At 62.0% G+C, this 12091-nt stretch carries 12 protein-coding genes; 4 read left to right on the forward strand and 8 right to left on the reverse strand.

Going from position 1 to position 12091, the window contains the following annotated elements; translation table 11 throughout:
• Window positions 1–463 precede the first annotated feature (463 nt).
• The 5 genes from G5S38_RS11475 to G5S38_RS11495 form a co-directional block, all read right to left on the reverse strand.
• The gene (locus G5S38_RS11475) at window positions 464–1819 is read right to left on the reverse strand and encodes a hypothetical protein (RefSeq protein WP_165068698.1); all 1356 of its coding nucleotides are present in this window, start codon (window positions 1817–1819) and stop codon (window positions 464–466) included.
• On the reverse strand, window positions 1800–2141 hold the full coding sequence (locus G5S38_RS11480) for a helix-turn-helix domain-containing protein (RefSeq protein WP_165068699.1): 342 nt from the start codon (window positions 2139–2141) through the stop codon (window positions 1800–1802). Before G5S38_RS11480 ends, G5S38_RS11475 begins: the two co-directional genes overlap by 20 nt.
• Before the next feature lie 8 nt (window positions 2142–2149).
• On the reverse strand, window positions 2150–3244 hold the full coding sequence (locus G5S38_RS11485) for a tyrosine-type recombinase/integrase (RefSeq protein WP_328796725.1): 1095 nt from the start codon (window positions 3242–3244) through the stop codon (window positions 2150–2152).
• Between the two features lie 303 nt (window positions 3245–3547).
• The gene (locus G5S38_RS11490) at window positions 3548–4000 is read right to left on the reverse strand and encodes a hypothetical protein (RefSeq protein ID WP_165068701.1); all 453 of its coding nucleotides are present in this window, start codon (window positions 3998–4000) and stop codon (window positions 3548–3550) included.
• Between the two features lie 7 nt (window positions 4001–4007).
• The gene (locus G5S38_RS11495) at window positions 4008–4616 is read right to left on the reverse strand and encodes a hypothetical protein (protein ID WP_165068703.1); all 609 of its coding nucleotides are present in this window, start codon (window positions 4614–4616) and stop codon (window positions 4008–4010) included.
• Between the two features lie 170 nt (window positions 4617–4786).
• On the opposite strand from G5S38_RS11495, the gene G5S38_RS11500 reads away from it, so the two are divergent.
• A complete protein-coding gene (locus G5S38_RS11500; RefSeq protein ID WP_165068704.1) occupies window positions 4787–5089 on the forward strand; it encodes a hypothetical protein in 303 nt (100 codons plus the stop codon).
• A 178-nt stretch (window positions 5090–5267) separates the two neighbouring features.
• Here the strand turns inward: G5S38_RS11500 and G5S38_RS11505 are convergent, their stop codons facing one another.
• From G5S38_RS11505 to G5S38_RS11515, 3 genes are all read right to left on the reverse strand, one after another.
• Complete coding sequence (locus G5S38_RS11505) at window positions 5268–7145, reverse strand: type IV secretory system conjugative DNA transfer family protein (protein WP_165068706.1); 1878 nt, start codon at window positions 7143–7145, stop codon at window positions 5268–5270.
• Window positions 7142–7597, reverse strand: a complete 456-nt coding sequence (locus G5S38_RS11510) for a hypothetical protein (RefSeq protein WP_165068708.1) — start codon at window positions 7595–7597, stop codon at window positions 7142–7144. Before G5S38_RS11510 ends, G5S38_RS11505 begins: the two co-directional genes overlap by 4 nt.
• Window positions 7598–9119: 1522 nt before the next feature.
• A complete protein-coding gene (locus tag G5S38_RS11515) occupies window positions 9120–9323 on the reverse strand; it encodes a helix-turn-helix transcriptional regulator (RefSeq protein ID WP_165068710.1) in 204 nt (67 codons plus the stop codon).
• Between the two features lie 104 nt (window positions 9324–9427).
• Between G5S38_RS11515 and G5S38_RS11520 the strand changes: the two genes are divergently transcribed.
• The 3 genes from G5S38_RS11520 (at window position 9428) to G5S38_RS11530 (ending at window position 11990) form a co-directional block, all read left to right on the forward strand.
• Window positions 9428–10009 carry a helix-turn-helix domain-containing protein gene (locus tag G5S38_RS11520; protein WP_165068712.1) on the forward strand — a complete coding sequence of 194 codons (582 nt, stop codon included), beginning with the start codon at window positions 9428–9430 and terminating at the stop codon, window positions 10007–10009.
• 202 nt (window positions 10010–10211) lie between these two features.
• Complete coding sequence (locus tag G5S38_RS11525; RefSeq protein WP_165068715.1) at window positions 10212–11474, forward strand: AlbA family DNA-binding domain-containing protein; 1263 nt, start codon at window positions 10212–10214, stop codon at window positions 11472–11474.
• Between the two features lie 213 nt (window positions 11475–11687).
• Window positions 11688–11990 carry a hypothetical protein gene (locus G5S38_RS11530; RefSeq protein ID WP_165068717.1) on the forward strand — a complete coding sequence of 101 codons (303 nt, stop codon included), beginning with the start codon at window positions 11688–11690 and terminating at the stop codon, window positions 11988–11990.
• The last annotated feature ends 101 nt before the right edge of the window (window positions 11991–12091 follow it).

Here is a 12091-nt window from a genome sequence, read left to right on the forward strand (position 1 = left end):
ATCGCTGAGTAATTCAGCAGAGCGTAAGCAAAACGATTGCACCTTGCTTCTACGGCCCCGCTCACGGTAACCCCTTCCTTCGGCGCTTCGGGATGAGCCGTCTATTCAATCAGTGTTACATCCGGTGAGTAATCGTCTTAACTTGATCCCTTGCGTTGGTGAGCGCTCTTTACGCACCGACGGCGACGCACCAGAAACGACCGTTTGTGATCTGACCAACTAACCGTCGTTTTTGACGCCGCTATTTCCTCAGTCGACGTTGCCGCCATTTGGGTCTTCGACTTCGCCTTGTGAACGCGCGGAGCGGAGCACACGAGTAGTTTTTCTTGAACATCCGGTGGCGCCAGAGGTGATGCCGCGATCAGTCGGTTCTCACTGAGATCTTGGACATCTATGGCTGTGTGTGACAACCACTCGTCGGCGTCACGCTGGTCGCGATTCTGCGGCAGATTTTCCGAGGACATTAGGGGAAGTCGCGCGGACGTTGGTGATGGAGTGGGATACTTCCGGCGAGTTGATGCCATTGGGCGGCGGTGGTCAGGTGAATGCCGAGGATGCGGGCGACGACGGCTGGGGGGACTTGGGTGATGATCACCGCGGCGGAGACCTGATGCGCCAGTGCGGGCGAAACCCCAGCGTCACGTAACTGGACCGCGAGGCTTGAGGCCAGTACGTGGTTGCCGTGGCGGTAGCCGGGGAAGACCCACTCGGAGCGTTCCGACGATCCGCCGAAGCGACGCTTGAGTGGAACGCCTTGCTGGATGGCCTCAATCCAGGGCGCCGCGACGTTGGGGAGTTCGAGGGCGACGGATCCGAGTCGAACCTGCGCTGTGCCGTCGCGGATGGTGAAGTTTTCCACCCGTAGCGCGGCGATGCGGTGTACTCGGATCCCGTAGACGACGGTGAGTAGTACGGCCAGGCTCAGCCGCGGGTCGGGTGACGCGTTGGTGGTCAGTTGTCGTAGCGCGTGCTCGTTGGATCCGACATTTCCGCCGATGCGAAACTCTGCGCGTTGATACGCGGGCGGGATCAGCGATGTGTTTTTCCCTGATTGTGCCCGCCAGCGGAGGAAGTGCCGTACCCGGAATGCGTCGGCGGGCGCGTTCGCTGCCCAGGAGTCGAGGTGCTGCTGCCGGGCGGTGTCCATGGTGCCGCCGGCGTGATTGAGCGCCGCTATCAGGGAGAGGACGAGCCGCAGCTCTCTGCGGTCGTTCGCGGCATCGGTGTGCGCCATCGGCTTCCTCTGTCGACGGTGCTGCTGGCGCCAGCGGGTGAACTGCCGAATCGCGAGCTGGTCGGATCGGTTCGGCAGGCAAGCGATCGCCTGTGCGGTCCATGCTTCGAGTTGGGCAAGATATTCATCCCGTTGAGGGAGAACGCCCAGCTCGATGAGGAGTGATCGCACCTGGGAGACCGCGCGAGCGGTCCCGAGCGAGTCCAGGTCTTCGTGTCGTGCCGAATGTGGAAGCCCGACGACCGTGGTGAGCACCCGCCAGGCGTTTTTCGCTTTGATCAGTTGCAACAGGTACTTGGGGTCGGCGGCAAGGAAATGGTCGCGGATCGGGACCAGCTCGGGGCGGCGGGTCAGCACCGGCCCGGTGAACAGGTTGTGGATGGCGTCTGTCGCACGGCACGCTTTGCACAGCGCGGCGCGGTTCAGGTGATCGAGTACGTCACAGCGCACGCACTGGCGGCGGGTCTCCGGGGCGTTGCGCCAGCAGTTGTCGCAGTACCGGTTGCCGTCGATGACGCCGACTGCCCGGCCGCTGTGCCCGCAGGTCGGGGGTTCTGCCACCTGTTCAGTCAGCCAGCCGTGCACGTTGGGGGCGTAGCCCTCGAGTTCGGATCACGGTCGATGCCGAGTCCGTGCCAGCCGCTTCCGCGGTCGCGGTGCTGCGGGCGTGGCCGAGGTCGGCTCTGACGATCAGGTCGTCGGCGGTGCAGTTCAGGATGTCCATCAGGACGACCAGCACCTGGAGATTCAATCGTTCCGGCCGTTCGGCGACCAACCGATACACCTGACTCGAAGACAGGTGCACGCCCCGTTCCTCGAGCAGCGGGATGAGTTTGGTGGTGCTGAACATGCCGGCCACAGCCATCTGTTCCCTCAGTCGCCACTCGTAACCGATCAGCGTCGTCATCGTCTTCCTCATTTCAGATCAGCGAACTGCGGCACCCGTCCGAGTGCTTCCTGCAGCAGCGCGTTGGCGAAGTCCTCCGACACGTGGGTATAGATCCCGGTCGTTGACTGGTAGGCGTGCCCAAGCTGGCGTTGCACGAACACCGGATCGTGACCGTCCTCGATCAAATGGGTCGCGAACGAGTGCCGCAGGCAATGCGGTGACAGCGCAGTGTCCAACCCCAGATCGTCCCGATACAGCGCGAACCGGTCGCTGAGCGATCGGACACCGAGCCGCCGGGATCGCTCCGAGAACCACAATGCCGCACTCTCGGGAGTACGCATCAACGGCAGCACGTTCTCGACATAGTCACGCAGTGCGTCGACCGCCCACGGCATCACCGACGCGACCGTCCGTGGCTTCGGCGGCGACCCACGAGACGCCTTCCCGAACCGGACCCGCACGAACCCGAAGTCCTCCAACTCAGGCACTTTCGGGTTTCGGTAGAAGTCGGTTGTATCCAGCATGATCGCCTCCCGTGCCCGCAGGCCCCAGGCATAGACGACCTTCAACAAGGTCGCGTCACGATACGCCGCAGCCGCACCTTTACGCCCTACCGCCAGGCGGGTGTCGACCTCGGCGTCGGCCCGGTCGAAGAGTAACTGCAACTCTCTCCGTGTCAGTGGGCGACGACGCGGGTCGCCTTCGTATTCTTGAAGATGAGGGCGGGTGTTCCACTCGTGACACACCTGCACCGGATGACTGCCGAACCGCCTCTCGCACTCGGCGACCCAGCCGTAATGCGGTGAGCAGAGAAAATCGCAGAACTGCTGCACCGTGTTCTGATATCCACGCAACGTCGACGCGGCGATCCCGCGGACCGAAACGAGATCTGTCATCCACTCATCGAATCCCGCAGCCGACCACTCCCACGGCCACAACCCCGTGTGCTTCTGGAATCGACGTATCGCCTTCACCCGGCCGTTCACTGTCGCAGCCTGCAATCGACGACCCCCGATCATCTGCGCCGACCAACCATCCAACATCGCCTCGAACACAGAATCTTCCTCGTGCAAGAAGGCAACGCCCTCAAGCAGGTGCAGATTGGACGACCCGAATGGCACTGCTTGACCCATATCATTCTCCCGCCTTACGCACGTATCATGCATTAAAGGGGAACGGGCGACGCCACGTCAAGTGGGGCGGAGATCCCCGAACGCTCGTCAAGACAACTCGACGGTCAAGCGGAGCGACGGGTTCGCATCAGACGCAATTCCTCGCAGAACTCCGCATACCGTTTGTTCGTCCCCATCGCGCTCCATCCACAGTTCGAGCGTCCGGCCACGCACGGTCGACTGTAGAACCCACCCCCGACGGACCCGTCTTGGTGCTCGCGGTCGACGACTTCACGCTCGGACGCTAATCGGTCACGATGATGAGGGAAGCTGCTCGTTCTCAGCGGGGGGCGTATCGTCTTCGGCTGAGGTGGCGCGCATTCGGCCCAACCGTCGCCCGCGAGCGAAGATCACCGCGGCAATGGCGACTGACAGCACAGCGAGGGCGATAGCCGTGTACAGCGGTTCGGTCACCTCGCCTGAGCGGCCCATGAGGGCGTCCAGCGCCAGGGTCACGAAAATCATGGCGGAAAGCAGCATCGTAGAGATCAGCACCGTGATCGCCAAGTTCACCCATTGCGGCAGCTTCTTTGGTGGCTCTCCCCGTTGTTTCTTTAGGCGAGCGTCGCGGATCGAACTTCCGATGACGGCGCCCCACCCGATCGCGCCGCTTCCCACATTCAATGACCAGAGTTCTCCAAGGGCGATACCTACGACGAGGGTCACGATCGCGCCGCCGAGATACCACCAAATGGTGTCTCGCACTGCCCAGCTACCGGTCGCTCGTGCCGGTGGGCGATGCGGCTTGTCGCGCCAGCTTTCTCAGCCGCCACGCGTCCACAACGAAGAGCAGCGTCATGACGGCAACGCCCGCATTAGCGAACTGCCACTGGGAAACACTGACCGCCATGGCGAGCAGACCACACCCCATTGCAATGACAACGGGCATGGCCGCCCTGTTGTTCGACTGCTGGTAGGCAACGACGGCAGCGACCAATGGAGCACTCTCAGCTGCGACCGGGCCCGCACGGCGCCACTGCCGATTGAGCGCTTTCCGCTCCTCGGCGGTCAATAGCATCATCGATGACCGTGTCGGGGTGAACGAGAACGGCAATAGGCGCCCGCGTCGACGTGCCCCGACGTAACTAGTAACGCTGATACCCAGTCCGAGCGCTGAGAGGGCTACGACGAGAGGCAGCTGAGCTGCGGGTGGTCCCAGAGATGCGGCCGTCGAAAACGCGCCTGCGACTAGGGCGAATATGACACCGGAACCCTGCAACGAGATCAAGCGGATGGTGTGCCCGTTTCGCGTCAACTCGGCGATCTCGGCGGCGGCCTGCCCCCACCTGTCGTGGACCTCGCCGGAGTCTACGTCCATCATCGAGCGCACCGTTCTGCCCCCGCGGTCACGGTTCGGCGTGTTGAGCCTAAATCGATATCGCCCGCAGATGTGTCCCCTTCCGGGGCAAGCCGGACGCTGCCAGCCCGACCTGGCCGGCGGCCTGACGCATAATGTGCCGGTGAATGTCGCCGCCGCGTTAGTGTGCGCTCATGGATGACGGAACGAATCTCGTCGGTCTAGCGATCCTCGTGGCAATTCTCCTCACCATTAGATTCACTATCCCGTTGTGGCGACCGAAACGATCGCCAGACGCACAAGCGCAGATCGACCGGGAGATTGCGGAGGACGAGGCGCGCCCATTTCGGGAGCAGATGCTGAACATTGCACCGGACATGCCCAGATGGGTCAACGTTGTACTTCTTGCTCCGATTATTGTCGCTGTCCTTTTTGTGGTCGGCGGGACCGTCTACTTCGCGCTGTTGCTCTTCGGGATTGACCCCGACTTCTTGTAGCTGGCCACCAGTATCACCGAACAGACGCTGAACCGAGTTTCGGGCCTAACTCCGGTGGGCCGCTATGGTGGCGCGATGCGGAGGATTCTCAACTTCATGGGCATCACCCCACCGGAGGGCGAACCCAACTGGCCGCAGAAGTTCCTCCGCCGCCGCGGTTAGTCAGCCTTCCGGTTTCCTAAGCCTGGACGTGTTCGTCGGAGAGCCCAGGCTCTCCTTGTGCCGGGCCCACCTCTTCATGTGGGCATTCGTCTGCTGTCATCCTTGGCGACCGCAACCCCGGCCGACCTGTGGGGAGCGCTCGGAACGGGGCGAGGGCACCGGACTGGACGAGCCAGAATGCGCCGTCGGAGGCCTCGCGAACATCCTGCGGCGGAATGACGTAGCTGTGTTGTGCCCGGGCGGCTCCGAGTTCGTCACCGGAACTGGAGGATTCGAGACGCATGATGGTGCCGGCATAATTCACGATTTCGTCCGGATCCTTCGACCGCCCAAAAATGAGAGCAGCACCGCTGCTCAGCGCACGTCGCCGGCGGAGGGGGTCGTTGGACAGTCCGGCGACGCTTTGGGTGGCGAGGACAAGCCCGACCCCGGCGGTGCGGGCGGTCTCGAACAAACTGCCAGCGATGTCCCCGGGGTCTTGTGCACCGGTGACGAGTTGCGGGAACTCGTCCACAATGACCAGCACAGGAGTCTTGTCTCGGCCCTCGAGGCGGGTGGCGAGGTAGTTGCGCAGATCCAGCAGCAGCAGGTCGCCCAGCTTCGCTTGCGCGTCATTAACCGGGGACAGCGGCACGACGGTGACGTCCGCGGCAGGTGCCGTGTAAGACCAGCCGTCGTCGTCGATCCACTTCTCGAGCGGGCGGAGAGCAACAAGGAGGCTCTGTAAGGCGCGACTGCCAGCGGTGGTGCCGCTGCGGTCGATGGGTTGGTTGACCATGGATAGGTCGTATTGGTCTCGGACGTGAAAGGCGGGGTGCTGAATGCGTTCGCGAAGGTCGTCGACGCTGCGGATGGGGCTCTCGTGTTGGACGGCTTGGAGGACGCCGCGGATCTCGTCGAGATAGTACTGGTTGGCGCCGTCGGGTATAGGCATGAGCCGCATCAGTTTCGCGGTTACTTGATCGGCGGTGCCGTTGAACAGGTCCCATGCTCCGCCGAGGGTGGCGGTGTGGCCGAGTGTCTCCGCGGTGGTGATGAGCTCTTCGGCGTCGGCGGGGTCGCCTTTCGCGTCGATGACGATGACGGGCCATCCGTACTGGGTTGCGCACAGGGCGATGTCGTTGAGGAGCACTGTTTTGCCGGCGCCGGATTCGGCGATGACGAGTGCTCTGACGGCGGAGGAGTTGGTGGGGAGGATGAGGTGGGTGCCGGTGGGGTTGATCCAGTCGCGGACGCGGCGGATGTCGTGGAACTTGTCCGCGAAGGTGCGCACGGTGCTGCGGTTCACGACTCCGAACGCCTGCCTCCCCTCCCCTACCGGGTGCGGAGCTGTAGTGGGGTGTGCACCGGTGCCGGTGATGCGTCCGGTGTTCCGGTCGAGGGTGACGCCGATGTGGTTGGCGGTTGAGAGGTCGGCGGCGCGCTTGCGGGCGTTCTCGATCTTCTCCTGCCGGATGACGTCCGTGATCTGTCTGGTGCGCACCTGGGTGGCTATCCGTCGGCGTCGGAGTGACCAAGCGACCGGGAGTAGCAACAACCCGGCGAGCAGGTTGATTACCGCCCAGGGTGCGAACACCGGTACGAGTTGGGGAGCCCAGCCGTCGGTCGCGGAGAACGCTTCGGCGTCCCCGGAGCTGATCCACCTCGCGAGCAGAACAACCTCGACGGTGATCAGTGATGCGACCGCGATGATGCCGGCGGCGTTGATCACCCAGTGCCATTTGCTGACCACCCAGAAGCTGGTCTTCGTGGCAACCGTGTCTCCGGCCATGCGGGTGGCAACAACGGGGATAGCCAGCGGTAATGCCACGAGGGCTAGGACGGTGATGGCGGCTGCGGCAATAAGGCGGGCGAGCATGTCGCTGCCGACGTCGCTGGGGGCGGTGTTGCTCATGGGGTGTCCCGATCGTCGCCGAACCCGGTCAGCTGCATGGGCACCGACGCGGGCGGGATAGCATCCGCCGCGGTGTCGTCGATGGCGAGCCAGCGGCCGTGCCGGTCGAAGACCGGGTGCACTGTGATGCGGGCGCGGTCGGTGCGGAACACGAAACGGTCCGCCTCCCGCTCGACGATACGGGCAACGTCCGGTGTGCAGAAGTAGGCGACGCGGGCGATGCCGTGTCGGGTGAGGCGCATGGTGTGGCTGTCGAAGATCTGCCGGTACCGGGTGATGGACTTCGCCGTCAGCTCCACCTCAATCAACTCCTGGATCTCATCCCGAGTAGCGACCCCATCCGCCTGATGCTCCAGCAGCGACGACGGCTTCTTATCTCGCACCCAGCTGTACCCGCGGGTGATGTACCTTGCCGAGACCGCAGCGACCGCAACTTCGTGCCGGGTGGTCATCTTGAACAGGTCTGGGGCGGTCTTCCCAATGGCCTGGTGGGTTGCCCACACCAAGGACCCGTTCCGGTACGAGGGCCTCGCTCGATCGACCAGCCCGACTTCGACGAGCCGGGCAACCCACTGCTGTGCTTTCCGTACGGACACTGGACTACCTGCCGATGCGAACCCGCCAAGGGCCCACCGGATCGCATCCATGTCCGCCACCCGAACTACGCTCAGCCAGTCCAACATCGCCTCATCGCGACTCGTAAACTGCATCACCGTCAACCACCTCGCTCCACAAGATGACCCCTGATTACCAGCCACCCCTGACACCAGATGATCGTCGTCAGACGAAATAAATCTCAGTCAAATATTCAGTTGCTACTACTTACTGCTTCTCTTGCTTGGTCTTCTGTTGTTGTTCTTTTGCCCTGTCCTGCCGTGGTTTCTTTACTTCCCAACCTCAGTCACAGTGTTGGTGTGTGGGTGAGGTTGGGAAGTGCGCTTGCCGCGGAAACCACGGCAGGACAGGGCAAACCGCTCCACACCTGTTCGTTTGCCTATTCGCTCACGATGAATAGGCAAAAGAATAGGCACCAGGTGTCTTCGCCCCTCTATTGCGCTCCGCGTGTTCTGTCGTGAGTGCCCATCACCTTGCCGTTAAGTACCGACCCGCACCTGCAGACGTCGCTCTGGAGCGTGGGATTGGACCGTGACAGATAAAGAACTTTCGCTGCGTGAGAGAAACCACCCAGTGACGCCGAAACAGATCGGGAGCGCTGTTCTCATTTTGTTTCTCATGTTCTCTCCTGTTAAGAGGGCCGCTGAGCGGCCCCTTTAGCGGGCCACTCACCGGCCCCCTTAGGGGGTGAGAAAATGGCCACCTGTGGGGGCCGCTGAGCAGCCCCCTTCCGGCTCCTCCCGGACAGCGAAACAACGTCCTGTGGAAAACCGTGCCTGCCAAACGGGGCTCGGCTATCGACGAGGAGTTCGAACTCGGCGGTGTGCCCATTGCGTCCCTGAGAGATGCGCCGGATCGCGCCTTTGTCGACGAGCTCCCTCACCGCACGTTTCACGGCATGGTGGGCCTGCTCGGTACCGTTGGCCGGCGCGAGGTATCCCAATGCGATCGCGGATGACTCTCGGGCGGCAAAATATCGTCGCGGGGCCTGACCGGTCGGGTTGTCCTCGTCGTCCCAGCACTCCAGCGCCATGTGCAGAAACAACCGTGCAGCGACGTGCCCCAGGTCTCTTTGCGCGGCGACGAGCACCGCGTTCTTCGCAGCGTAAAGCCCCATCAGCGGAACCACCCGAGCCCTCGGATGCTCGGCGCTGGCTCTGCAGTTAAAGCGGGTCGCTGCAGTGTTGATGCAGCCACCGAGTGCTCCCTCAGCCGAACAAGTCGACCGGAGGCATTGACGATGGGTGCGCTAAAATTGGCATCGATCTCTTCTCCTGCTCGAGTCGTAGATCATCGCCCCGGGTTACCGCCCGGGGCATTCTCGTGACCGCCTACCGCGGCCCAAATCGCAGCAGCCGGCTACGCGTAGCTCGGCGTACCCGTGCGGGTCTGCGCGCTGGCCTCAACCCACGCGACAACCTCTGACCTCTTGTACAGAACGGTCCGCGGCGTCGGCTTGTAGAACTTCGGTCCCCGGCCCTGGTAGCGCAGCTGTGCAAGTGCAGCTATCGACAACCCGGTGATCTCCCGAACGGCAGCTGGCTGAATGAATTCCTCGCCCATCACAATCTCCTGTCTACGCGACAAAGACAGATGCTTTGATCTGTCACAGTCACAGTAGACCGCGGCGGTTCGATTGACAAGAGTCGCGTCGGTAATCTGTCGTCATGACAGATTTCCGGGTAGCGATGGGTATTGGGGAACGGATCCAGGCAATGCGCAAGCTCCGGGGGTTCCGCTCTGCACGAGACCTAGCGGAAGCTGTCCCGGGTGGGTCGATCACGGAATCCATCATTCAGAACATTGAAGCGGGCCGAAAGGCCGACCTCACGCTGTCTCAATTTTTGAACCTTGCGATGGCTCTTCGGGTCGCCCCGACCTACCTATTGGTTGCAATGGGCCGCCCCCATGACACTCTCGACCTTCCGAACCTCAGTCCTGACTTCGACGGAATGACCGCCCTTCAGTTCGACGCATGGCTCTCAGGTTCCGTCAATGCCGCCTACCAGTTCGTCCTAGCGGATGAGCAAACGGAACGTCTGCACCTGAAGGCACTGCGGGAACTTGACCAGTTGAAAAAGGAGAGGCTTAGGGTGCAATCAATGGCCAAGCTCGCCTTAGAGCTACCCCAGGACGACAGCGGTTCTGCGCACCCCTGGGACTCCGCGGATGAATACCTGCTTGAAGCGGACCGCCGAATAACTCAGATTGAGTACTACCTTTCCTCAGCCGGGTGGGACTTCGCCTGAACAGGCAGCTCATCTCGAGCCGGTAGTTGGAACCCCCTGGTTGCCACTGCTGAACCAGCGGTAATCCCGCGCGCTGCACTACGCGCCTTCTGATCGCAGCCACGTTCGTCGCACCTGGACATTGGCCGCCGCCGGAAGGGCAAGGAGATCACGAGACGCGTCGATGGGACGCAGTGCGAGCTCAGGCTGCGATTATTCGTTCATGCAATTCACTTCGCTTCACAGGCTCCTCGGCCGTGGCCCGAGCCCGATTACCGACGAGCTCGTAGATGCTGCGGTCGAACAACAGTTGGCCGAAACGGATGATCTCGATTGGAAAAGTGAACTCCCGCCGTTCAAAGCACTTGCGACTACCGATTTCCCGAAGGATGTGGCGGCGATGGCTAACAGCGGTGGTGGAGTGATTGTCTACGGCGTGGAGGAACAGGACAAAGTTGCAGTGGGCCGGAAAAACGTGGGGGATCTCACGGAGCATCACGAGCGCACGCTGCGAGCAGCTGCCTACAGTGCGATAACTCCGCCCGTTTTCATCGGGCTATACGCGGTCGGCACAGCGGGAAACCGTGCGGTCGTCTTGGTGGTTCCGCCGTCGGTGGACGGCCCACATCTCATCTTTCGAGACAAATTCTTCGGCGCCCCGTTGCGAAACGATGCGGATACGGAATGGATGAAGGAGCGCCAGATCGAAGCGGCGTATCGCGCGCGTCTAGACGAGCGCCGGCGTTCGGGTGCCGCTCTTGCTCGGCTCTACGACGAGACAACTGGTTGGATAGATTCATCGAGGGCCGTGCTCGTTGCGGTCGCATGTCCGCGAATACCTGGAGTCAAATCGGGCCGAGTCGACAAGACGGCCGCGCGTGCCATTCTGAGAAATGCAAGGAACCTCGCCGGAGAGTTCAGCAGCGATAACGGCGTTCACCCGCTTGATAATGTCGCCAACAACCCCCGTCCAGGACTTCGACGGTGGGTCGCACTCAATGCGGCAACGACTGACAAATCGGCTTGGCGTGCTGCTTGGATCTCTATTCACACGGACGGTGCCGTAAGTATGGCCGCTACCGTGGGCGGCCACCGCGGCGTTAGCGGCGGCATGGTGCGAGATAGTCAGGTCGACTCCGCCGCAATCGAACTTGCCGTTGCTGATTTTCTGGCACTCATTCGCACTTGGAGCAGAGAACTCGGTCCGGCAGAGTATGACGTGCGCGTTGGCATTGAGTGGGCACCACCCAAGCCCTTGCTTATTGTGACGGTGGACCAGAGCGGCCATCTTTATGACGGCACCTCGGTCCCATTGAAAAACTACGTTCCGGTGGACGCGAGTTTGGACGCGGCCTCTTCTGACGACGTATACCGCCGGCGGTTATACGAGATAGTTGAGGACTGCATCAATCAAGGCGGTATCTCGACAATCAGGACGATTGAACTGCCGGAAGAAGACGAACAGACGCCACCGGACCACCTCTAATCGAGTGGTACATGAACGCTCAGTAGAACACGAAGGGCGAATACCCTCGTCTACCTCTCGCCGCATCGAAGTCAGGAATCGTATGGCGTCTTCTGGTGATGCTGTGTTCCGTCGTTCAACTCCGTATTCGACACCTTCGTGCCCGGCCTCTACTCATCGTCACCCGACCAGTGCCACGAGGTCGGGCTCCGGACTGACAAATATTCTAATGAGATGAGCGCGCGCGGAAAGGCACACCACACACCACTTATCGACGCCAAACGGCAAATCGTGGGCAAGGCGAGGTGGATTGCCGCGATCTCCTGTGCCGGTGTAGCAATAGTGACCATGTTCATGGTCCTCAATTGGATCAGCGCAAACACTCAATCCCCAACGCCCTTCCCCATACTGGGCGTACCGGGAGACACAGCCCTCGCCATCGTTTCCATCTGCGCTGTCGTGGTGATTGGCATCGTCTTGGGAGACGCATCGGGCCGCTACGACAGGGCTCGGGTCAAGTCCCCGGTGGTGGTGTAGCGGTGTCCTTCGGTTTGGGGGTTAGGCGCTGAGTCCGAGGGCGGGTTCGGTGGTCACCTCGGTTCCGGTGTCGGGGACGAGGGTGAGGCGGGATCTGGCGA

It is taken from the genome of Marisediminicola senii (assembly GCF_011057645.1).
In the GTDB taxonomy this organism is placed as follows: domain Bacteria; phylum Actinomycetota; class Actinomycetes; order Actinomycetales; family Microbacteriaceae; genus Marisediminicola; species Marisediminicola senii.